The organism is Streptomyces sp. NPDC002787, from assembly GCF_053592095.1.
Genome location: NZ_JBSFVC010000008.1, coordinates 218,256 through 240,051, shown reverse-complemented (window position 1 = coordinate 240,051; position 21,796 = coordinate 218,256). Strand labels below are relative to the sequence as shown.

General features: G+C 70.3%; 18 protein-coding genes and 1 tRNA gene. 9 read left to right on the top strand and 10 right to left on the bottom strand.

Annotated features, from left to right (window positions below; translation table 11 throughout):
* Nucleotides 1–698: 698 nt before the first annotated feature.
* On the bottom strand, nt 699–1,259 hold the full coding sequence (locus ACWD26_RS13865) for an FG-GAP repeat domain-containing protein (RefSeq protein ID WP_451269533.1): 561 nt from the start codon (nt 1,257–1,259) through the stop codon (nt 699–701).
* A gap of 228 nt (nt 1,260–1,487) precedes the next feature.
* A tRNA-Gly gene (locus tag ACWD26_RS13860) sits at nt 1,488–1,561 on the bottom strand.
* Nucleotides 1,562–1,889: 328 nt separating this feature from the next.
* Here ACWD26_RS13860 and ACWD26_RS13855 point away from each other — a divergent pair.
* The 3 genes from ACWD26_RS13855 to ACWD26_RS13845 all read left to right on the top strand — a co-directional run bounded on the left by ACWD26_RS13855 (nt 1,890) and on the right by ACWD26_RS13845 (nt 3,234).
* A complete protein-coding gene (locus tag ACWD26_RS13855; RefSeq protein WP_256966653.1) occupies nt 1,890–2,012 on the top strand; it encodes a hypothetical protein in 123 nt (40 codons plus the stop codon).
* A gap of 146 nt (nt 2,013–2,158) precedes the next feature.
* Nucleotides 2,159–2,734, top strand: a complete 576-nt coding sequence (dcd, locus tag ACWD26_RS13850) for a dCTP deaminase (protein ID WP_451269531.1) — start codon at nt 2,159–2,161, stop codon at nt 2,732–2,734.
* Nucleotides 2,735–2,736: 2 nt separating this feature from the next.
* Nucleotides 2,737–3,234, top strand: coding sequence for a phosphoribosyltransferase (locus tag ACWD26_RS13845; protein ID WP_451269529.1), 498 nt, complete (start codon nt 2,737–2,739; stop codon nt 3,232–3,234).
* Nucleotides 3,235–3,359: 125 nt separating this feature from the next.
* Here the strand turns inward: ACWD26_RS13845 and ACWD26_RS13840 are convergent, their stop codons facing one another.
* From ACWD26_RS13840 to ACWD26_RS13820, 5 genes are all read right to left on the bottom strand, one after another.
* On the bottom strand, nt 3,360–4,376 hold the full coding sequence (locus ACWD26_RS13840) for a Yip1 family protein (RefSeq protein ID WP_451269527.1): 1,017 nt from the start codon (nt 4,374–4,376) through the stop codon (nt 3,360–3,362).
* Nucleotides 4,377–4,464: 88 nt separating this feature from the next.
* Nucleotides 4,465–5,952, bottom strand: a complete 1,488-nt coding sequence (locus ACWD26_RS13835) for an integrin-like protein (protein ID WP_451269525.1) — start codon at nt 5,950–5,952, stop codon at nt 4,465–4,467.
* Between the two features lie 107 nt (nt 5,953–6,059).
* A complete protein-coding gene (locus ACWD26_RS13830) occupies nt 6,060–6,455 on the bottom strand; it encodes a nuclear transport factor 2 family protein (protein WP_451269523.1) in 396 nt (131 codons plus the stop codon).
* A 215-nt stretch (nt 6,456–6,670) separates the two neighbouring features.
* Nucleotides 6,671–8,050, bottom strand: coding sequence for an FG-GAP-like repeat-containing protein (locus ACWD26_RS13825; RefSeq protein WP_451269521.1), 1,380 nt, complete (start codon nt 8,048–8,050; stop codon nt 6,671–6,673).
* 254 nt (nt 8,051–8,304) lie between these two features.
* On the bottom strand, nt 8,305–9,780 hold the full coding sequence (locus ACWD26_RS13820; protein ID WP_451269519.1) for an FG-GAP and VCBS repeat-containing protein: 1,476 nt from the start codon (nt 9,778–9,780) through the stop codon (nt 8,305–8,307).
* A 381-nt stretch (nt 9,781–10,161) separates the two neighbouring features.
* Here ACWD26_RS13820 and ACWD26_RS13815 point away from each other — a divergent pair, with 381 nt between their 5' ends.
* On the top strand, nt 10,162–10,554 hold the full coding sequence (locus tag ACWD26_RS13815; RefSeq protein ID WP_451269649.1) for a DUF6281 family protein: 393 nt from the start codon (nt 10,162–10,164) through the stop codon (nt 10,552–10,554).
* A 68-nt stretch (nt 10,555–10,622) separates the two neighbouring features.
* On the opposite strand, the gene ACWD26_RS13810 is transcribed toward ACWD26_RS13815, so the two are convergent.
* Nucleotides 10,623–12,920 (bottom strand): heterodisulfide reductase-related iron-sulfur binding cluster, encoded by a 2,298-nt coding sequence (locus ACWD26_RS13810; protein ID WP_451269517.1) that lies wholly within the window; start codon nt 12,918–12,920, stop codon nt 10,623–10,625.
* A gap of 257 nt (nt 12,921–13,177) precedes the next feature.
* On the opposite strand from ACWD26_RS13810, the gene ACWD26_RS13805 reads away from it, so the two are divergent.
* From ACWD26_RS13805 to ACWD26_RS13785, 5 genes are all read left to right on the top strand, one after another.
* A complete protein-coding gene (locus ACWD26_RS13805; protein WP_451269515.1) occupies nt 13,178–14,422 on the top strand; it encodes an undecaprenyl/decaprenyl-phosphate alpha-N-acetylglucosaminyl 1-phosphate transferase in 1,245 nt (414 codons plus the stop codon).
* A gap of 884 nt (nt 14,423–15,306) precedes the next feature.
* On the top strand, nt 15,307–17,157 hold the full coding sequence (gene dnaK / locus ACWD26_RS13800) for a molecular chaperone DnaK (RefSeq protein ID WP_451269513.1): 1,851 nt from the start codon (nt 15,307–15,309) through the stop codon (nt 17,155–17,157).
* Entirely contained in the window at nt 17,154–17,846 is a 693-nt protein-coding gene (grpE, locus tag ACWD26_RS13795) for a nucleotide exchange factor GrpE (RefSeq protein WP_451269511.1), read from the top strand. Before dnaK ends, grpE begins: the two co-directional genes overlap by 4 nt.
* A gap of 54 nt (nt 17,847–17,900) precedes the next feature.
* Nucleotides 17,901–19,079, top strand: a complete 1,179-nt coding sequence (dnaJ, locus tag ACWD26_RS13790) for a molecular chaperone DnaJ (RefSeq protein WP_451269509.1) — start codon at nt 17,901–17,903, stop codon at nt 19,077–19,079.
* A gap of 5 nt (nt 19,080–19,084) precedes the next feature.
* Nucleotides 19,085–19,537: a heat shock protein transcriptional repressor HspR gene (locus tag ACWD26_RS13785; protein WP_451269647.1), complete on the top strand. Its 453-nt coding sequence runs from the start codon at nt 19,085–19,087 to the stop codon at nt 19,535–19,537.
* Between the two features lie 90 nt (nt 19,538–19,627).
* Here ACWD26_RS13785 and ACWD26_RS13780 read toward each other — a convergent pair whose 3' ends face one another.
* Nucleotides 19,628–20,170 carry a hypothetical protein gene (locus tag ACWD26_RS13780; RefSeq protein WP_451269507.1) on the bottom strand — a complete coding sequence of 181 codons (543 nt, stop codon included), beginning with the start codon at nt 20,168–20,170 and terminating at the stop codon, nt 19,628–19,630.
* A gap of 109 nt (nt 20,171–20,279) precedes the next feature.
* Nucleotides 20,280–21,716: a PA14 domain-containing protein gene (locus ACWD26_RS13775; protein ID WP_451269505.1), complete on the bottom strand. Its 1,437-nt coding sequence runs from the start codon at nt 21,714–21,716 to the stop codon at nt 20,280–20,282.
* Nucleotides 21,717–21,796: the final 80 nt, after the last annotated feature.

Here is a 21,796-nt window from a genome sequence, read left to right as displayed (position 1 = left end):
ACGGTACAGCGGGGCCCGTACTCGGAGATGAGGAGACCCGGTCCGATTCCGGTCTGCTCGAGGCCACCGCAGGCCGAGTCGCCGAAGTCGGACTTACCACCGTGCTGGGGCGCGGCGCAGGAGTCGTCGGGGCGCAGCAGGGCTGCTGCGTGATCCCCCGCAGGCGGACACGGCGGCCCGATCGCGGCCACGTTCAGCCCTGCCCGCTGGGCACGGATGCGCTCGGTCGTGATCCGTCGACCGGCTGGGCCAGGGAGCGCTGCACACTCAAGTCCGTGGGCGGCAAGTCCGACGCACAGGACGAGCACGGCAGCTTCACCGTGCACTTCTTAGACCGCGCCCTCGTCGAGGCCCTGGCCGACGGCTGGACGCTCAACGAGGTCCACGCCTTCGAGGAAGGGACTCCACGCGGTGGAACCCGGCGAAGCCCTTGTCGCGGACCTCTCCGGGCAACCCGGCAGTGGTGCCGTTGATCGCGGCATCGGCGTCGCCGAAGGTGCCGTAGGCGCCGTGCTGTGGGCGAGGGCGCCACGGGTCGACTGCGGCGCCGGGTTCCGTTTGGGCCATGCCTGGCCTGCAGAGGATGGGTACGAACGAGGCGGCACGCATGCGGACGCAGGGCAGCGGTGAAGGCCGGCTCAGAACAGGCCCTTGTAACCCTGCCAGGCGGTGGCGATCTTCGTAGTGCTGCCGAAAGATCACCTGCCGTTGCCGTTGTTGCGCCACACGGTGCCGGAGGTGTCACGGGAGACGATGTCGGCCCTGCCGTCACCGGTGATGTCGCCCACGCCCACGACGACGTTGTAGGACGAGCCCCAGTCGTTGAAGACCTTCACGCGGCTCTTGAACGTGCCCGTCGCGGTGCCGTCGTACCGCCACAGCTCGTTCGACCTGTCCTGGGCCAGCAGATCGCCGTGACCGTCGCCGTTCAGGTCACCGGCACCCACGATCTTCTTGTAGCCCGCCCACCCGGACCCGATCTTCACCCTGGCGGAGAGCTTGCCCGTGCTCGTCGCCTTGTAGAGGTAGACGCCCCCGGTCGAGGACTGGCAGGCGATCAGGTCGGCCCGGCCGTCACCGCTGATGTCTCCCGGCGAGGTCAGCACGTTGTACTGGTTCCAGCCCGTGCCCAGCGACGTGTACGCGGTCGACGGGGTCACCGCCGCCCCGCACGCGGGCCGGTAGGCGCGCAACGCCCCGCTGCTGAAGCGGACAAGCACGTCGTTGCACCGGTCACCGCTCAGGTCGCCGAAGGGCACGGCCTTCACCGTCGTCGGCCACCCGGAGCCCGCCCGCTTCCCGGTGACACGATGTCGGGCCGATGGTGCAACCGAAGAGCTTCCGAATCCTCCGCGGCCAAGCGTGCGCTCCCGCAAGGGACTTGGCCCCTCCTGTCGAGATGTGCGATGCGCACGTGAAGGGCGCGGAGCCCTCGAATTGGTCTAGACAGTAAACAAACCCCAGGCCGTTGACCTGGGGTTTCATCATGGAGCGGGTGACGAGAATCGAACTCGCGCTCTCAGCTTGGGAAGCTGATGTTCTACCATTAAACTACACCCGCGTAAGACGCCGGTTGGTGCCGGTGTCGGAACGCGTCGTTACTTTACCCCATGTCGGGCCTCGCGCGCTGAAGGCGTGGGGCCCGGTGGTGTTTCCGGGGTGGGGATGGGGCTGCGGGGCGCGGGAGTTGGGGCGTACGGTGGAGGCGCGGAAGAGGGTCTGGGTGGGGCTCGGAGGGGAACGGAGTGCCGCCTGGAGGGCCGTCCTAATCATCCCGTAATGTGGCTTTCGTCGTCAGGTCGACGTAGGTCGACAACCAGACGCGGCTCTTGGGGAAGGGACTCTTGGACTTGATGGAGCGCACCGTCGTCCGTTGTGCCGATGGGCACGTGTTCAGCACCGCTTCGTTCCCGATGCAGCAGGCCGAGCGCCTCGGCCCCGGTCGGCTCATGCGCTGTCCACGCTGCGCCCGGCTGCGCAGTGTCGTGCCCGTGGCGTTGGAGAAGCGGTAGCGATGCAGCGGTAGCCATGGCCAGGCAGCGGTAGCGGTAGCGATGGTCAGGCAGTGACAGAGCAGTCGTAGAGGAAAGAGCAGTCGTAGAGGCGCGCGGGTCCGTCCGGTTGTGGGCGGTCCGCGCGTCTTGCGTATCCTCGGGGCGTGCTTCTCTCAGACAAGGACATCCGGGCCGAGATCGATGCCGGCCGGGTGCGGATCGAACCGTACGACGAATCCATGGTGCAGCCGTCGAGCGTCGACGTCCGCCTCGACCGCTTCTTCCGGGTGTTCGAGAACCACCGGTATCCGCACATCGACCCGTCCATCGAACAGGCGGATCTCACACGGCTCGTGGAGCCGGAGGGCGACGAGCCGTTCATCCTCCACCCCGGGGAGTTCGTCCTCGCCAGTACCTACGAGGTCATCACCCTCCCCGACGATCTCGCCTCGCGGCTCGAGGGGAAGAGTTCGCTGGGGCGGCTCGGGCTCGTCACCCACTCCACCGCCGGGTTCATCGACCCCGGGTTCTCCGGGCACGTGACCCTCGAGCTGTCGAATCTCGCGACGCTGCCCATCAAGCTCTGGCCCGGCATGAAGATCGGGCAGCTGTGCATGTTCCGCCTCAGCTCGCCGGCCGAGTTCCCCTACGGCAGCGAGCGGTACGGGTCCCGCTACCAGGGGCAGCGGGGGCCGACCGCCTCCCGGTCCTTCCTCAACTTCCACCGGACGCAGGTGTGAGCGTGGCCCAGCCGCGGGAGAACCTGACCTACGAGGCGTTCGGCACGGCCGTCCGCGAGCTCGCGCAGACCATCGCCGACGACGGGTACGAGCCCGACATCGTCCTCTCCATCGCCCGGGGCGGCGTCTTCGTGGCCGGCGGGCTCGCCTACGCCCTCGACTGCAAGAACATCCACCTCGTGAACGTCGAGTTCTACACCGGCGTCGGCACGACGCTCGACATGCCCGTCATGCTCGCGCCCGTCCCGAACGCGATCGACTTCTCCGACAAGAAGGTCCTGATCACGGACGACGTCGCCGACACGGGCAAGACGCTCAAGCTCGTCCACGACTTCTGCCTCGACGCCGTGGCGGAGGTGCGCTCCGCCGTGATCTATGAGAAGTCCCACTCTCTCGTGAAGTGCCAGTACGTCTGGAAGCGGACCGATGAGTGGATCAACTTCCCGTGGAGCGTCGAGCCGCCGGTCGTCAGGAGGGCCGGGCAGGTTCTCGACGCCTGAGAACCCGCTCACTGGGTCACCCGAGTACTCGGTCACATGAGTACTCGGTTACGTGAGTACTCGGTCACATGAGTGAGGGGCTCCCGGCGTACACACCGCCGGGAGCCCCTCATCCGTTGTCCGCGCTAGAACGTGCCCAGCTTGATCAGCGACAGGATCGCCACCAGCTGGATCGCCGAGGCGCCCAGGGCCTTCGGCCACGGGAGGTCGTGGGACCTGGAGACCATCAGGGTCAGCAGCGCGCCGGCGGCGACCCAGGTGATCCAGCCGAGGATCTGGACGAAGGAGGCGTCGCCGCCCGCGAACATCGCCACGACCAGGCGGGGCGCGTCCGTCAGGGCCATGATCAGCATGGAGAGGCCGACCGTGGGCTGCCAGGCGCCGTCACCGCCGAGCTGGCGGGCCAGCGTGTGGGTGACCACGCCCAGGACGAAGGTGCTCAGCACCATCGTCACGCCCGTGACGAGCACGATGGGTACGGCGTTGGAGAGCGTCGCGTTGATCGCGTCCTCGCGGGCCGTGTCGAAGCCGAAGACGGCCAGCAGGCCGTACAGGAACGACACGATGAGGGCGGGGCCCCACACCGCGTAGTCGCGCATCACCATGAACGTCTGGTTCGGGCTGGTGACGATGCCCTTGAGGAGGGCCTTCCACGGCAGCCGCGGGCCGAGCGGGGCGGCCGGGGCCTGGCCCGCGCGGTAGGGCTCGCTCTGGTGGTACGGGTCCTCGCCGACGGCGAACGTCTGCGTGTGCCCCGGGTTGTTCGCGGCGTACGGGTCCGGGCCGCCGGCGTGGGGGTGCGTGCCGTCGTCGCCGAAGTACTCCGGCTCGCCGTGGTTCCCGGGGTGCCGGTGGTTGCCGTGGGTCCCGCCGCCGTGCGTCTGGGGCCAGCCGCCCTGGCCGCCGCCCCGGGCGCCGCCGTACGGCGGTTGCGGGGGCGTCTGGGGGTAGCCGTACGACGGGCCGCCGGCCTGCGGGGCCTGCTGTCCGTACGGAGGGTGTTGCGGTCGCGCTTGAGGAGCGCCGTTGTCCCGGCCGCGTCCGATCCTGAATCCAGCCACGTCATCGAACGTACCTGGTCCCGGCGAGCGGTGTGCCGGGCCGGGGCCAACCGGCCCGGCTTTGCGGCCGAGCTGTGACATCCCCTAAGGGATCGTCAGGGATCGGGTCAGGGGCCCTCAGGGGTCCCCAGGGGTCCTCACGGGCCCTCAGGGATTGTTCGGGGCTCGGTCAGTGGCTGCTCAGGTGCCTGCCGTACGACAGTGCCGATGACGGGGACGGGAGGCCGAGGCTCTTCGGGGTGAGGGCGTAGGAACCCGTCACGGAGGTCTTCGGGAAGACCCAGACGCCGCCGGACTTCGCGTTCTCGCCGGGGGTGCCGACGGCCGTGTCCGGAGTGCCGTCCCTGTCGTAGTCGCCGGTGGCGACGGCCGTGCCGAAGGCGTCGTTCGTCTCCGCCACGCCGGGGACGCGGGGGCGGTCCTGGTGGTACGGGACGGAGGACGCCTCGCCGAACTTGTCGACGATGCCGCCGGCGTGGCCCAGCAGGAGCGTGGCCGCGCCGGCCGAGGCGCGGGTGCCGATGGCCTCGCCGGGGGCTCCGGCGATCAGGTCGTCGCGGCCGTCGCCGTTGACGTCCAGTACGGCGAGGGAGGCGCCGAAGCGGTCGCCGTCCTCGGCGACGCCGTGGACGCCGACCGTGTCCTGGTTGAGGGTCTGGGTGCGGTGGCCGAAGGAGGTCGCGTGGCCGTAGAGGAGGTGGATGCCGCCGCCCTCGGCGTACGACTCCGGGCCGCACGGGTCGTCGATGTTCTCGTCGGCGATCTCGCGGCACTCGCCGAGCGCCAGGTCGTCCAGGCCGTCGCCGTCGAAGTCGCCGACGGCGAGCGCGGAGGCGGCGCCGTTGCTCGCGTTCCAGGTGTTGGCCATGCGGCGCTCGGCCGGGTCCCACGCCCAGAGTCGTACGTCCGACCGGGTGTGGGGGGCGTTGATCGTGTGGAAGGCGAGGGCCAGGTCGTCCGTGCCGTCGGCGGTGAAGTCGCCGGTGGCGAGGAGCGGGGCGCGGCCGCCCATGGGGGTGGCCAGGACGGTCGTGACGACGACGTCCTCGCCGTCGTCCACGACGGCCCGCAGGACCACCTTGTCCCGGCCGCCGATCACGACGTCCCGGCCGCCGTCGCCGGTCAGGTCGGCCGCGGCCACGGACCAGCCGTACGCGGCGGAGGCGGAGGGGCCGACGAGGACGTTCGAGCCCGGGCCCGGGCGGCCCGTCGTGGCTCCCTCGGCGCCGCCGATCGCCACGACGACGCCCGCGTCCTTGCCACGGCCGTCGACGTCCTCGCCGGGCGCGCCGACGATCAGCTCGGCCACGCCGTCACCGCTCAGGTCCTCCAGCGCCACGGCCGCGCCGAAGCGGTCGCCCGCCTCCGGGGTGCCGGGGACCTCGGCGGTCGCCTGGCTGATCCGGATGCTTCCGTGCCTGCCGAGGCCCTTGGCGCCGCCCCAGACGACGTTCACATAGCCGGCCTTCGCCCCGCCGTTCACGGTGGCGTCGGGGACGCCGACGGCGAGGTCCGCGTAGCCGTCGGCGTTGAAGTCGCTGGTCACGGGGGTGGTGGGCTGGGCGACTGCCGGGTGGGTGGCGAGAGTCAGCGTCAGTGCCGTCGTGGCCGTGGCGGCGGCGGTGACGGCGGCCAGGGCGTACGTCCGTCTGTGCACGGGGGCTCCAGGTGGGGTGGCCGGATGTCGAGGGGTGTGGCTGGTTCACCTGTGTGACACCTGGAGGTCGTGCGGGGTTGTACGGGGTGTGCGGGGTCGCGGGAGGGCTACGACCAGAAGTCGCTCTCCTTGTCCAAGTCCTCCTGGCACTCGTCGATGTCCGTGAACTTGTCGCCGACGATCCGGAAGACGAGGCAGCCGTTCTGTTCGATCCGCTTGTCGCCCCGCTCGGCCGTGTAGCGGTGCACGGAGACCGCGTGGCCCCGTCCGTCCACACAGACGTGGCTCAGGCCGACGCTGAACGTTCCCCCGGTCTCCTCGAAGAGCCGCTGGTAGAGGCCGATGATCGAGTCCTGGCCCTTGTAGTCGCCCGAGAGGAGGTGGCTGCCGGGGACGTGGTGTGTGCAGTCCGAGGCCATCAGGCCGCGGAGGGTGTCCATGTCGCCGCGCGTGAAGGCGTCGTAGCCCTTGCGGACGAGTGCTGCGTTCGGGTGTTCGGCCATGGCGATCGCCGGCCTTCCCTGTTTGTGGCGTTTTGATCCAATAGGTTGATTATCTTCGCAAGTGGCTGCCTTCGCGAGCGCGGACCCGGCTACGACTGCGTCGAACTCGCCGCCCGCGCGGACGCTCTCCTGCTCCGCGAAAGCGAAGAGCCCGGTCAGGTGGTTCGAACCACCCCCCGCCGGGCTCGCCGCCCTCGTACGTCACCTCGGTGAAGTTACTGCAGCATCCCCCGGACCGTGTCGCCGTCCACGACCGTCGCGCCCGTGGTCGTCACGCCCTTCGACGAGCCCCGCAGGACCACCGAACCGTTCTCGCCCACCACGTACAGGTCGGCCTTGCCGTCGCGGTCGGTGTCGCGGAGGCGGATCGTGTGGCCGAAGTACTCGCCGGTGGCCAGGTCGCCCGGGACGCCCGCGGTGGTGCGGGTGAGGAACTGGGAGGACTTGGTCGTCAGGCCGGACTTGCCGCCGTACAGGACGTGGACGGCGCCCGCCTCGGCCTTGCCGCTCAGGCCCTCGCCGGGGGCGCCGATCGCGAGGTCGCGGTAACCGTCGCCGTTGATGTCGCCGGCGGACACCGTGTCGCCGAAGGCGTCGTACGTCTCCGGGGTGTCGGCGACGCCGGACGTGGACTGGGTGAAGCGGGCCGACTCGGAGGGGCCCGACGCCCCGCCGTACCAGACCGTCACGCGGCCCTTGACCTTGTCGTAGATCGGTGTGCCGATGGCGATGTCGCCGTAGCCGTCCTTGTCGAAGTCGTTGATGACGCCGTCGCCACCGCGCTCGGCCTGGCCGCCGTTGGCCTTCACGGACTCGATGCGGAGGGTCTTGCCCGGGTAGAGCTTGGTCTTGCCGCCGGAGACGAACCAGGCGTCGGAGGCGAGGGTGGTGTCGGTGACGACGTCGCCGATGACGACCAGGTCGGTCTTGCCGTCCTTGTTCACCTTGCCGGAGATCAGGGCCGTGGAGTAGAAGGGCGTCGACTTGTCCAGGACCGTCACCGAGCCCTTCACGCCCGACTTGTTGATCGAGCCCCGGTAGACGTACGTCTTGCCGGCGCGGACGAGGGCCAGGTCCGGCTTGGCGTCGCCGTTGAAGTCGCCGGTGGCGAAGTCGACGGCCTCGCCGGAGGAGCCCTTCGCACCCTTGTTCGGGACGGTGGTGCCGCCGGAGAGGCCGTTCTTGCCGCCCCAGAGGACGGTGACCGTGCCGTTGTTCCTGGCGCTGCCCACGTCCTCGCCGTTGGCGGAGACCGCGAGGTCGCCGTAGCCGTCCTGGTTGAAGTCGGCGGCCGCGCGGAACTCGCCGAAGAAGTCCTCCGCCTCGTCCGCGCCCGGGACGCCCGCGCTCGCCTGGTCGACGAACTGGGTCTTCGTGCCGGGGCCGTTCGCCGTACCGAAGGTGACGAGGACACCGCCGCCCTCGCTGAAGCGGGTGTCGGTGCCGTACGAGAAGACCGCGTAGTCGCGATGGCCGTCACCGTTGAAGTCGTCCGCGTGCTTGGCCGGCGCCGCGGCGGCGGGCGTGGCCAGGGTGAGCGGGGCCAGACCGGAGGCGAGGAGGCCTGCGGCCAGGAACAAGGAGCGAGTGCGCAAGGGGACTCCAGGAGGGAGGAGGGTTCGCGCCGGACGGGCGGGCCCCACTGCCGTCGTAAGGGTGTGCGAGCAGAAGACCAACGGAGGGGCGGGGAGGTTGTAGGGGACTTCGGTGAACTTCTGGGATGGGGGAGGCACTTCGTGGAGAGGGCCCGCATCCGATACGGATGCGGGCCCGGCCCATGAGGCCCATGAGGCCCATGAGGCCGATGAGGCCCATGAGGCCTGTGACGCGGTCGGCCGTCGTGCCGTCGTCAGTTGGCCGCGTTCCCGCCGAAGACCGGCTGTGCGTCCGTGGAGACGCCGACGGAGGACGGGGCGATGGAGCGGGAGCCCGTCGTGGTGATCTTCGTGCCGTCGGAGGGCAGGTAGACCACGGAGCCGTTGAAGTCGTTCTCGCCGTACGCGCCGGCCGTCAGGTCCGCCTTGCCGTCGCCGTTGACGTCGGTGAGCTTCACGTCGCTGCCGAAGCGGTCGTCCGTCTCGTCCGAGCCGGGGACACCGGCCGTCGACTGGGCGAAGTACTGGTAGCCGGAGGTGGTGTTCAGACCGGACTCCGCGCCGTACAGGACGGTCACCGCGCCGGTGTTGACGACACCGCCGAGGTTCTCGCCGGGGGAGCCGACCACCAGGTCGGTCTTGCCGTCGCCGTTGATGTCGCCGAGGGACAGCTCGCTGCCGAACCAGTCGCCGCGCTCGGAGCCGCCGGGCACGTTGCCGCTGTCCTGGGTGACCGCGACCGTGGTCCCCGGGCCGTCGGCGGTGCCGTAGACGACGTGCACCTTGCCGCCGGTGGACGACTCGGGCACGGAGGGCTCGCTGCCGTCCTTCGACGGGTCCCAGTCCTGGCCGGTGACGATGTCGCCGAAGCCGTCGCCGTTGATGTCGCCGATGCCGGTGATGATGCCGCGCTTCAGCTCCTTCGCCCCCGCCGAGCTGAGACCGGAGGCGGTGCCGGGCACGTACCAGTTGGTGTTGTAACCCCAGTCGCTGTCGGTCTCGAAGCCGTCGACGACGAGGTCGGTCCGCTTGTCGCCGTTGACGTCGCCCGCGGTGAGCACCAGCGTGCCGGTGCCCTTGCCGGAGAGGATGTGGGTGGTGAAGCTGTAGCGGCCGCCGTACGTGCCGGACTTGCTGATGCCGCCCTTGAAGACGTACACCCGGTTCGACGAGGAGCCGACCGCGAGATCCTCCTTGCCGTCGCCGTCGAAGTCGCCGGAGGCCAGCGCGGTGCCCCACCAGTCGTGCGAGGAGACCGCCGGGTCCTTGAGGGTGGTGGCGCCGGACAGGCCCTTCGCCGAGCCCCAGACGATGACGACCGTGCCGCCGTCGACGTCGCCGTCGACGTCCTCGGCCTGTGCGGACACGGCCAGGTCGTCGTAGCCGTCGCCGTTGTAGTCGCCGTACGCGCTGACCCAGCCGAAGGCGTCGTCGGTCTCGGCGCTGCCGGGGACGCCGGTGGTGTTCTGGCTGATCGTGGTGCGCTTCGTCGAGGTCACACCGCTCGCCGAGCCGTACAGGGCGACGATCTGACCGGCGCCCTTCTTGCCGCCGACGGTCGCGTTGCCGGCCGAGTACGCGACATCACCGAAGCCGTCGTTGTTGAAGTCGGCCGTGGGCTGGTGGACCGAGTCGGCCGCCGTCGCCGTCGCGGCCGAGAAGGTGAGCAGACCGCCGGTCAGCGCGGCCGCGGAGGCCGTCGCGAGGGCGAGTCGCAGGTGCTTGTGCATGCGGGATCTCCTGCTGCATGCGGACGTCTGGCAGACGTCCGCAGCCAATGGGGTGCCCTTCCTGTTCGTGTTCGCCCGGAGTTGTCCGGGAGTTCACGGGAGGTTGGCGAACAGGAGACCGATGGGAGTGGGGGAGGGTTGTACGGGGCTCCAGGGAATTCGGAGATTTTCTGGGGCCGGTGGAACGGGTGGGGCGTGGGGGAGCTCTTAGATCAGTACGCCTGTTGCGTGTGGGCGGTCGGCGGGTGGGCCGAACGTTCGGCGGGGGTCGTGCGTCTGGGGTGCGTAGGACCGCTGAGCAGGACCACTGGTCAGGGCCCCTGACCAGGACCCCTGAGCAGGACCCCTGACGAGGGCCGCTGACAAGGACGTGACGTGACGATGATCGGATCCCGCGTGCGGGCCGCCCTGGCCGTTCTGGTGACGACCCCGCTCGCCGTCGGCTGTGCGGCGGTGAGCGGGGGCGGCGACTCCCAGGCGTCGTGCGCGTTCGTGGTGGAGTACGGCGGGCGCGACTACCGCCAACTGGCCAACATGGAGTTCGAGCTCGGCGCCGAGGTGGGCACCGCCCGTACGGCGTACTGCGACGACACCCCCGACGACGGCGAGGCCCCGCCCGAGCCTGACGACGCGTTCGAGGCGTACGCGATCGACGGGCTGGACACCGCCGATGCCATCGGGGTCCGCCGTTCACTGGACGACGAGACGTTCTTCATGGTGCGCCAGGGCGAGGAGCTGCCGTCGGCGGTCGAGGATCGCCTTCCGGTGAAATGAGCGACGCCCCCGGGTCCGGGCGGGACCTGGGGGCGTCGAACGGCACGGCCTCGGCGGCCGGACCCGGGTCACTTCACCGGCTGCGGCTCCGGCTCGCTCTCCGTCTCCGTCGTGCCCGCCGGGGGCTCGTCCTCGTCCGGAACCGGGGTCTTGACGGACTCCAGGAGGAGCTGGGCGACGTCCACGACGGTGATGGACTCCTTCGCCTTGCCCTCGTTCTTCTTGCCGTTGACCGAGTCGGTCAGCATGACGAGGCAGAACGGGCAGGCCGTGGAGACGATGTCCGGGTTCAGGGACAGGGCCTCGTCGACGCGCTCGTTGTTGATGCGCTTGCCGATCCGCTCCTCCATCCACATCCGCGCACCACCGGCGCCACAGCAGAAGCCGCGCTCCTTGTGGCGGTGCATCTCCTGCTGACGCAGGCCCGGGACGGCGGTCATGATCTCGCGCGGGGGCGTGTAGATCTTGTTGTGACGGCCCAGGTAGCAGGGGTCGTGGTAGGTGATCAGGCCCTCGACCGGGGTCACCGGGATCAGCTTGCCCTCGTCGATCAGGTGCTGGAGCAGCTGGGTGTGGTGGATGACCTCGTAGTCGCCGCCGAGCTGCGGGTACTCGTTGCCGAGGGTGTTGAGGCAGTGCGGGCAGGTGGCGACGATCTTCTTCGCCGACTTCGGCTTCCTGGTCTCGGCGGTGACCTTGCCGTCCTCGTCCATCTTCTCGCCGAACGCCATGTTCAGCGCGGCGACGTTCTCCATGCCGAGCTCCTGGAAGAGGGGCTCGTTGCCGAGGCGGCGGGCGGAGTCACCGGTGCACTTCTCGTCGCCGCCCATGATGGCGAACTTGACGCCCGCCATGTGGAGCAGCTCCGCGAAGGCCTTCGTGGTCTTCTTGGCGCGGTCTTCGAGGGCGCCGGCGCAGCCGACCCAGTACAGGTACTCGACCTCGGACAGGTCCTCGATGTCCTTGCCGACGACCGGGACCTCGAACTCGACCTCCTTGAGCCACTCCAGGCGCTGCTTCTTCGCCAGGCCCCAGGGGTTGCCCTTCTTCTCCAGGTTCTTGAGCATCGTGCCCGCCTCGGACGGGAACGCGGACTCGATCATCACCTGGTAGCGGCGCATGTCGACGATGTGGTCGACGTGCTCGATGTCGACGGGGCACTGCTCGACACAGGCGCCGCAGGTGGTGCAGGACCAGAGGACGTCGGGGTCGATGACGCCGTTCTCCTCGACGGTGCCGATCAGCGGGCGCTCGGCCTCGGCGAGGGCGGCGGCCGGGACGTCCTTGAGCTGCTCCTCGCTCGCCTTCTCCTCGCCCTCCATGGTCTTGCCGCCGCCGGCGAGCAGGTAGGGGGCCTTGGCGTGCGCGTGGTCCCGGAGGGACATGATCAGCAGCTTGGGGGAGAGGGGCTTGCCGGTGTTCCAGGCCGGGCACTGCGACTGGCAGCGGCCGCACTCGGTGCAGGTCGAGAAGTCGAGGATGCCCTTCCAGGAGAACTGCTCCACCTGGCTGACACCGAAGACGTCGTCGTCACCCGGGTCGGTGAAGTCGATCGGCTTGCCGCCGGAGGTCATCGGCTGAAGGCCACCCAGCGCCGTCGCACCATCGGCGTTGCGCTTGAACCAGATGTTCGGGAAGCCGAGGAAGCGGTGCCAGGCGACACCCATGTTGGTGTTCAGCGAGACCGTGATCATCCAGATCAGCGAGGTGCCGATCTTGATCATCGCGACGAAGTAGATCAGGTTCTGCAGGGTGCTCGGATCGAGGTCCTTGAAGGCCAGGACCAGCGGGTACGAGGCGAAGTACCCGGCCTCGTAGTGGTCCACGTGGTGGATGGCGCCCTCGAGACCGCGCAGGGTGTAGATCGCCAGGCCGATGGTGAGGATGACGTACTCGACGAAGTACGCCTGCCAGGCCTTGGAGCCCGCGAAGCGTGACTTGCGGCCGGCGCGGGAGGGCAGGTTGAGCAGCCGGATGGCCATCAGGACGAGGATGCCGAGGATCGTCATCACACCGATGAACTCGATGTACATCTCGAACGGCAGGAAGCCGCCGATGACCGGCAGCGTCCAGTCCGCCTGGAACAGCTGGCCGTACGCCTGGGCGAGGGTCGGCGGCAGCGTCAGGAAGCCGATCGCGACGAACCAGTGCGCGAAGCCGACGATCCCCCACCGGTTCATCCGGGTGTGGCCGAGGAACTCCTTGACCAGGGTGATCGTGCGCGCCCTCGGGTTGTCGGTACGGCTGCCCGCCGGTACCGGCTGACCGAGCTTCACGAACCGGTAGATCTGCGCCACGGCTCGGGTGATGAGCGCAACGCCGACCACGGTCAGGACCAACGACACGATGATCGCGGCGAGTTGCATTTGGGGGCTCCTCGGGCCTGCGAGGGTTTTCCTCCGGGGTGCCTGCCGGGCGCCTCGGAGATCATTACTAAGCGGTAACTTATGCAGTCCGTCTGAGACTACCCAGTTCTTCAGCCGCACTGTAGCCAGGAGGGCGGTGATCTGCGTCGCTGAGGGTTGCCTGAGTGTGGCCGTGGGGTGGCTTCGGGTGATCGCGCCATTTCAAAACGATCGTGTTATTCATGAGAAATTGTGACATTCGCGCCTAACTTGGATCCGTGCTGTACGGAATCCTTGCCGCCGCCTCCGCCCTGTTGCTGACCGCCGTGCTGTCGGCGGCCGTACGTGTGCCCGCGCTGCGGTGGGGGATCGTGGAGCGGCGGCGGGGTCGCGGGGTGCCCCTGCTCGGGGGTGTCGCGGTGATGGCCGGGGTCGGGGGCGTGGCGTGGGTGGGGGAGTGGAGCGGGGTCGCTCCGCTGGAACGTGAGGCCGGGTGGCTGGTCGTCGTCGGGGCCGGGCTGGGGGTGCTCGGGCTGGTCGGCGATGTGTGGCGGATGCCCGTGGTGGTGCGGACGGCCGGCATCGTGGTCGCCGCCGCGCTGGTCGTGCCGTATCGCGAACTCGGCGTGTTCGGCGGGTTGTTGGGGGCGGTCTGGATCGTCTTCGTGGTGCACGGGTTCAAGGGGATGGGGCGTTCCGACGGGGTGCTCGGGGTCGTCGGTGCGGTGACCGCGTTCGCGCTGAGCGGGTGTGCGGCGGCCGAGGTCATGGACGGTCTGGCGGCGCTGTTCAGTGTGCTGGCGGCCGCGCTCACCGGGTTCCTGATGCACAACTGGCCGCCCGCGCGGGTCGTGCTCGGCACCTGCGGCGCCCTCTTCGTCGGGTTCCTGCTCGCGGGTGGTGTGCTGCACGTCTACGCCGTCGGGTACGGGGCCGGGGTCGGCGCGCCCTTCGCCCTCACGGCCGTGGCCACCGCCGACGCGGTGCTCGTCCTGGTGTCGCGGAAGCTGGCGGGGCGGGAGCTGTGGCGTGGTGGGCCCGACCATCTCGCGCACCGGCTGCGACGGGTCGGCCTCGCGCCGCCGGGGGTGGTGGTCGTGCTGGGAGTGTGCGCGGCCGGTGCGTCCGGCGTCGGCCTCGCCATCCACATGCTGTGGACGGAGCCGCGCAGCGCGCTGTGGGTGTCGGGCGCCGCCGGCGTGATCGTCCTCGGGGCGCTCTGCGTCCCTGTGGGCGCGCCCCGCCCCTCCCCGACCGGCCTCCACCCTGTTCCGACGGGCGCACGCCGACCTGTTCCGACGGGAGTGCGCCGACCTGTTCCGACGGGCGTACGCCCTGCACGAACGGGCATGCGCCCTACCTCCACCGCAGCCCGCCCGGTTCCCCCGGCCGCCCGCCCTGCTCCGACGGGCGCCCACCGTGTCCCCGCCACCGTCGCCCGCCCCATTCCCGGCGGCCGCGCTCCCGCGCCCCCGGGCTCGCCGTCCTTCCGCACGCCCCGGTCCCGCCCACAGGTGGGCTGATCTGCCGGGCCCCCGCCAGCGTGGCTGTTCTCGGGGCGCTCTTCGTTCCTCGTGGCCGGTCCGCGCCGACCGGCGTCGGGCCTGTACGGGACGGGGTGCGGCCTGCCCCCGGCAGCCTGGCCCGCTCTGGTGGCCGTCCGCCGCGTCCCCTCGGACCCGCCCCTTCCATACGCCCCCTTCCCGCCGCCCGGCCCACGCCGACGGCGTCACCGCGTCTCCACCGTCGCCGTCCCACCCCCGGTGGGTGCGACCCCGGCCCCCGGTCCGCCCTGCCGCGCGCCCCGGTCCCGTCCGCAGGTCGGCTGAGCCGCCGAGCCACGCCGATGTGGCCGTCCTCGAGGCGCTGTCGTTCCCGTGCGCGTGACCGGGCCCGCGCTCACCGGAGCCCGGCGTGCGCGGACGCGTTGAGCCCCCCGCAGCGCGACCCGCTCTGGGGGCTGTCCGCCGCGTCATGCCGCAGCCGCCCGGCCCGCACGGCAGGCCGGCTGAGCCGCAGGGACGCACCGGTGTGGTTGTCCTCCGGGCACCCCTCCTACCTGTGCCTGGCCTGCGCCGAGGGGCGTCCGGTCTGGCCGACCGGCACGCGGCGGCCTGTTCCGGCGAATGACCGGCCTGCCTCGCCCCCCTTCCTGGCGGCGGCGCCCCCGGCCCCCGGGCCCGCCCTGTCCCTGCCGCAGGTCCGCCGAGTCGTCGGGCCGGTCCGACGATCACCCCCGTGTGGGCCTTTCATTCGGCTCCCAGGTGGGGATTCTTCGCAGGTCAGGGGGTTCTTGCGTATAAGGAAAACATAAGAGTTGAGCCTCCTCGACTCAGCTCTGTTGACCCGGCGGTGGGTGTCGTGCATGCTTGAGTCCGTTCCACTCAAGTCAGCTGGAGGAATCGAAATGGCACGTGCGGTCGGCATCGACCTGGGCACGACTAACTCCGTCGTCAGCGTTCTGGAGGGCGGCGAGCCCACCGTCATCACCAACGCCGAGGGTGCCAGGACCACGCCGTCCGTCGTCGCCTTCGCGAAGAACGGTGAAGTGCTGGTAGGCGAGGTCGCGAAGCGCCAGGCGGTCACGAACGTGGACCGGACCATCCGGTCCGTGAAGCGGCACATGGGTACCGACTGGAAGGTCGAGCTGGACGGGAAGCCGTTCAACCCGCAGCAGATGTCCGCCTTCATCCTGCAGAAGCTGAAGCGGGACGCCGAGGCGTACCTGGGCGAGAAGGTCACGGACGCGGTCATCACCGTCCCGGCCTACTTCAACGACTCCGAGCGGCAGGCCACCAAGGAGGCCGGTGAGATCGCGGGCCTCAACGTCCTGCGCATCGTCAACGAGCCCACCGCCGCCGCCCTCGCCTACGGCCTGGACAAGGACGACCAGACGATCCTCGTCTTCGACCTCGGTGGCGGCACCTTCGACGTGTCGCTCCTGGAGATCGGTGACGGCGTCGTCGAGGTGAAGGCCACCAACGGCGACAACCACCTCGGCGGTGACGACTGGGACCAGCGCGTCGTCGACTACCTGGTGCAGCAGTTCCGCGCCGGCCACGGCGTGGACCTCGCCAAGGACAAGATGGCGCTGCAGCGTCTGCGCGAGGCCGCCGAGAAGGCGAAGATCGAGCTGTCCTCCTCCACGGAGACCTCGATCAACCTGCCCTACATCACCGCCTCCGCCGAGGGCCCGCTGCACCTGGACGAGAAGCTCACCCGAGCCCAGTTCCAGCAGCTGACGGCCGACCTGCTGGAGCGCTGCAAGACGCCGTTCCACAACGTCATCAAGGACGCCGGGATCGCCCTCTCCGAGATCGACCACGTCGTTCTCGTCGGTGGCTCCACCCGTATGCCCGCCGTCGCCGAGCTCGTCAAGGAGCTGACCGGCGGCAAGGAGGCCAACAAGGGTGTGAACCCGGACGAGGTCGTCGCCATCGGCGCCTCGCTCCAGGCCGGTGTCCTCAAGGGTGAGGTCAAGGACGTCCTGCTCCTCGACGTCACCCCGCTGTCCCTCGGTATCGAGACCAAGGGCGGCATCATGACCAAGCTCATCGAGCGGAACACGACGATCCCGACCAAGCGGTCCGAGATCTTCACCACCGCCGAGGACAACCAGCCGTCCGTGCAGATCCAGGTCTACCAGGGCGAGCGCGAGATCGCGGCGTACAACAAGAAGCTCGGGATGTTCGAGCTGACCGGTCTGCCGCCGGCGCCCCGCGGCGTCCCGCAGATCGAGGTCTCCTTCGACATCGACGCCAACGGCATCATGCACGTGACCGCGAAGGACCTCGGCACGGGCAAGGAGCAGAAGATGACCGTCACCGGCGGCTCCTCGCTGCCGAAGGACGAGGTCGACCGGATGCGCCAGGAGGCCGAGCAGTACGCGGAGGAGGACCACCGCCGCCGCGAGGCCGCCGAGTCCCGCAACCAGGGCGAGCAGCTCGTCTACCAGACCGAGAAGTTCCTCAAGGACAACGAGGACAAGGTCCCCGGTGACATCAAGACCGAGGTCGAGGCCTCCGTCGAGGAGCTGAAGGCCGCGCTCAAGGGCGAGGACACCGCCGAGATCCGCACGGCCACCGAGAAGGTCGCCGCCGTCTCGCAGAAGCTCGGCCAGGCCCTGTACGCGGACGCCCAGGCCGCGCAGGCCGCGGGCGGGCCGGAGGGCGCCGCCGACGGTGGGGCCAAGGCCGCTGACGACGACGTCGTCGACGCCGAGATCGTCGACGAGGACCGGAAGGACGGTGCCGCGTGACGGAGGAGACCCCGGGCTTCGACGAGCAGCAGCCGCAGTCGGCTCAGCCGCAGCAGCCCGACGTCCCCTCCGGCTCCGAGGACGCCGAGCCGAAGGCCGCCCCCCAGGAGGGGGCGGCCCCGGCCGGGGACGCGGCAGCAGCGGCCCAGGTCGCCGGTCTGACGGCCCAGCTGGACCAGGTGCGTACGGCGCTCGGTGAGCGCACGGCCGACCTCCAGCGGCTCCAGGCCGAGTACCAGAACTACCGCCGCCGGGTCGAGCGCGACCGTATCCAGGTCAAGGAGATCGCCATCGCGAACCTCCTGACCGAGCTCCTGCCCGTGCTCGACGACATCGGCCGCGCACGGGAGCACGGCGAACTCGTCGGCGGCTTCAAGTCCGTCGCCGAGTCGCTCGAGACCGTCGCGGCGAAGATGGGCCTGCAGCAGTTCGGCAAGGAGGGCGAGCCCTTCGACCCGACGATCCACGAGGCCCTGATGCACAGTTACGCGCCCGACGTCACCGAGACGACGTGCGTGGCGATTCTCCAGCCGGGGTATCGCATCGGCGAGCGCACCATCCGCCCCGCGCGGGTGGCCGTGGCCGAGCCCCAGCCGGGGGCACAGACGGTCAAGGCGGACTCCTCGGAGACCGCGGAGGGTGCCTCCGGTGCCGACGACAAGGAGAGCGGTGGCCCGGAAGAGGGCTGACGCCGACGGCGTACACGGTGATGTGCACGGTGAGTGGAAGGAGGGACGTCGCGGATGAGCACCAAGGACTTCATCGAGAAGGACTACTACAAGGTCCTCGGCGTCCCCAAGGACGCCACCGAGGCCGAGATCAAGAAGGCGTACCGCAAGCTCGCCCGCGAGTACCACCCGGACGCCAACAAGGGGAACGTCAAGGCCGAGGAGCGCTTCAAGGAGATCTCCGAGGCCAACGACATCCTCGGTGACCCCAAGAAGCGCAAGGAGTACGACGAGGCCCGCGCCCTCTTCGGCAACGGCGGCTTCCGCCCCGGACCCGGCGCCGGCGGCGGCCAGTTCAACTTCGACCTGGGCGACCTCTTCGGAGGCGGCGCCCAGGGCGGCCAGGGGGCGGGCGGCTTCGGCGGGGGGCTCGGCGATGTCTTCGGGGGCCTGTTCAACCGGGGCAGCTCCGGCACCACACGGGTGCAGCCCCGCCGCGGCCAGGACATCGAGTCCGAGGTCACGCTGAGCTTCACCGAGGCCATCGAGGGCGCGACCGTACCGCTCAGGATGTCCTCGCAGTCGCCCTGCAAGGCCTGTTCGGGCACCGGCGACGCCAACGGCACCCCCCGTGTGTGCCCGACGTGCGTCGGCACCGGCCAGGTCGCGCGGGGCTCCGGCGGCGGCTTCTCCCTGACCGACCCCTGCCCGGACTGCAAGGGGCGGGGCCTGATCGCCGAGCACCCCTGCGACATATGCAAGGGCTCCGGCCGCGCCAAGTCGTCCCGCACCATGCAGGTCCGCATCCCGGCGGGCGTCTCCGACGGCCAGCGGATCCGGCTGCGCGGCAAGGGCGCGCCCGGTGAGCGGGGCGGCCCGGCGGGCGACCTGTACGTGGTCGTGCACGTCGACGCGCACCCGGTGTTCGGCCGCAAGGAGGACAACCTCACGGTGACCGTGCCGGTGACGTTCACCGAGGCCGCGCTCGGCGGCGAGGTCCGGGTCCCGACCCTGGGCGGACCGCCGGTCACCCTGAAACTGCCTCCGGGCACCCCGAACGGCCGTACGATGCGAGCCCGGGGCAAGGGCGCCTTCCGCAAGGACGGCACCCGAGGGGACCTGCTGATCACCGTCGAGGTGAGTGTCCCGAAGGACCTGTCGGGGAAGGCTCGTGACGCCCTGGAGGCGTATCGCGAGGCGACCGCGGGCGAGGACCCGCGGGCGGAGCTGTTCCAGGCCGCGAAGGGAGCATGAATGTGATGGACGGCCGCCGTCGAAACCCCTATGAGCTGACGGAAGAGACACCGGTGTACGTCATCTCGGTGGCCGCCCAGCTCTCCGGTCTGCACCCGCAGACCCTGCGCCAGTACGACCGTCTCGGCCTGGTCTCCCCGGACCGCACCGCCGGGCGGGGCCGTCGCTACTCGGCCCGTGACATCGAACTGCTGCGCACGGTCCAGCAGTTGTCGCAGGACGAGGGCATCAACCTGGCCGGCATCAAGCGCATCATCGAGCTGGAGAACCAGGTCGCCGCGCTGCAGGCGAGGGTGGCGGAGATGGAGGCGGCCCTCGACGGCGCCGCCGCGACGATGCGCCAGCGCGAGGCCGCGGTCCACGCGTCGTACCGGCGCGATCTGGTGCCGTATCAGGAGATGCAGCAGAGCAGCGCGTTGGTGGTGTGGCGGCCCAAGGGGCGGCAGCCGTCGGACTGACGGGACGCGGCGAGCGAAGGGCCCCGTCGGTACTTTCCGGTACCGGCGGGGCCCTTCGCGTCGTACGGGTGGCGGAGCGGGGTACGGCTGTCAGACGAAGAACTCGCCGACCGCCCCGGCGGTGAGCATCCACGTGGCGTCGGCGCCCGTGCCGAACGCGGCGGCGAGGGCGTAGCCGAAGGCGGCGTCCAGGGCCTGCGGCTCGGCGTCCTCGCGCCACTCCCCGACGACCCTGCCGTCGCCCTCGGAGGAGAAGTCCCCGATGTGCTCCGTCCCGTCACGGAACAGGCCGCTGTCGTCCGTGGAGTTGGGGACCAGACGCCAGGAGTGCTCCCCGTACCGGACGTCGACGCGGAACGAACGCCGGGTCAGCCGGCCCTTGGCGGGCTCGATGACGGCGTCCGTGCCGTCGACGGTGAGGGTGAGCAGGGCGCCGTCCCGCGTCCCGACCGGGATGTGCTCCTCCATCCCGGTCCCCTCGGCCCGCCGTATCTCGATCCGGGGCACCCGCTCCCCCGCCACGACGACTTCGCCGCGTACGACGTCCAGCCGCACGGAGATCTCACCGAACAGGTCGTCCTCCACGAGGGCTTCCACGACCGGCTCGGCCTGGGGGGCGGGGTCCTTCGCCATGTGGTGGTCCTTCCCTGGGCGGGGGCCGACGAGTGGTCGGTACGTCACCTCGTAGGACGGCCGATACGTCCTACGAGGTTGCCCCTGGTCCGGAACCGCTCAACTCCCTTCAGGAGGAGGACTCGGCTGTCGGCTCGCTCGGCGTGTCCAGCTCGGTCGCGATCACGACGTTCGGCTCGCGGGTCCACTCGTAGTGGGAGTTCCAGTCGTCGTCGACGGCGTCGATGAAGAAGCAGCGCTCCTCGCCGTCCGGGACGGTCTGGTACTGGTACGAGGTCGTGTCGGCCGACAGCCACTCCACCTCGCCCGCGTAGCACATCCGCTCCTCCTCGTCACCGACGAGTTCGCCGCCGTAGACGACGTAACGGGCCAGGTCGGGCGTCGGATTGGCGTCCCAGTTCAGCTCGAAGCCGTACTCGGTCGGCGTGGCGGTCAGCCCCGTGACGGCGGAGGGCGGGGTGTCGTCCCGGCGCCGCCCGCTGACGGCGGCGGACCGCGCGGACTCGTTGCCCGCGGCGTCGACGGCGGTCACCCGGTAGTGGTAGGTGACGTCGACCTCGGCGGTCGCGTCCCGGTAGGAGAGCTGGTCCGTGGTGCCGACCCGGGTGTAGGTGCCGTCGGCGCTCGCCGCCCGGTGGACCCGGTACGACGACGCTCCCGCGACCGCCGCCCAGCCGACGCGGATGCCGCCGGCCTCGGAGGCGTCGGTGACGTCCACTCCCTGGGGAACGCCGGGCGCGACCCGGTCGACGGTGGTGACGGCCTTGTCGGCGGTGCCCTTCGACTCGTTCCCGGCCTGGTCGAGGGCGCGGAGTTCGTAGTGGTACATCGCGCCGGTGACCGGGAGGGTGGCGTCCGTGTACGACGTCCCCGTGGTCGTCACCATCGGCTCGGCGAAGGACGCGCCCTCCCCACGGCGGTACACGCGGTAGCCGCGGAGGTCCATCTCCTTGTTCTTCGCCCAGGTCAGCTTGGCCCTGCCGGTGGCCTTGTCGTACGCCACGGCGAGGCCCGTCGGTGTCAGCGGGGCGACCGCGTCGACGGTGGCCGAGGTGCGGGGCGTGTAGGTGAACTTGACCTTGGCGAAGCCGGTCCAGTTGACGTAGTCGACGCGGAGGGTGTGCTTGCCGGAGGGGATGGTGACGTTGACGGTCTTGGAGACGGTCGACGACACGTTCTTCCAGAGGTCGACCTTGCGGGTGCCGTCGAGGTAGACGCGGATGCCGTCGAGGCCGGAGGCGGAGAACGTGAACGGGCCGCCGGAGCCGAAGTCGCGGGTCACGCTCCAGCGGACGCCGAAGTTGTTGGACGGGAGGCCGGAGGCGGGGGCGCCGGTGCCCCAGTTTTGGTCGATCGCGCTGTCGCAGTCCGTCTTCTTCGGCGTGCCGGAGAAGGTGGTGTTGGCGAAGAGCTGGCGCTTGAAGACGGGGGAGGCGCAGGTCACGGCGGCGGCCGCGGGCGCGGCGGCCGCGGCGAGGAGACCGCCCGTGGTGGCGAGAACGACGGCGGTGGCTGCGGCCGCCGTCGAGCGTCTGGCTGAGGTCATGGGGTCCTTCAGGGCGTGATGCCGATCGTCACCGGCGGGGGCCGCCGGTGACGATCAGACGTTCGAGGTGGGGGAATGGT

Excerpts from the sequence above, each read along its gene's own strand:
- ACWD26_RS13840 (WP_451269527.1), bottom strand. The coding sequence starts at position 4,376 with ATGTCACAGCTCGGCCGCAAAGCCGGGCCGGTTGGCCCCGGCCCGGCA.
- ACWD26_RS13830 (WP_451269523.1), bottom strand. The coding sequence starts at position 6,455 with ATGGCCGAACACCCGAACGCAGCACTCGTCCGCAAGGGCTACGACGCC.
- ACWD26_RS13820 (WP_451269519.1), bottom strand. The coding sequence starts at position 9,780 with ATGCACAAGCACCTGCGACTCGCCCTCGCGACGGCCTCCGCGGCCGCG.
- ACWD26_RS13815 (WP_451269649.1), top strand. The coding sequence starts at position 10,162 with ATGATCGGATCCCGCGTGCGGGCCGCCCTGGCCGTTCTGGTGACGACC.
- ACWD26_RS13810 (WP_451269517.1), bottom strand. The coding sequence starts at position 12,920 with ATGCAACTCGCCGCGATCATCGTGTCGTTGGTCCTGACCGTGGTCGGC.
- dnaK (WP_451269513.1), top strand. The coding sequence starts at position 15,307 with ATGGCACGTGCGGTCGGCATCGACCTGGGCACGACTAACTCCGTCGTC.
- dnaJ (WP_451269509.1), top strand. The coding sequence starts at position 17,901 with ATGAGCACCAAGGACTTCATCGAGAAGGACTACTACAAGGTCCTCGGC.
- ACWD26_RS13785 (WP_451269647.1), top strand. The coding sequence starts at position 19,085 with ATGGACGGCCGCCGTCGAAACCCCTATGAGCTGACGGAAGAGACACCG.
- ACWD26_RS13780 (WP_451269507.1), bottom strand. The coding sequence starts at position 20,170 with ATGGCGAAGGACCCCGCCCCCCAGGCCGAGCCGGTCGTGGAAGCCCTC.
- ACWD26_RS13775 (WP_451269505.1), bottom strand. The coding sequence starts at position 21,716 with ATGACCTCAGCCAGACGCTCGACGGCGGCCGCAGCCACCGCCGTCGTT.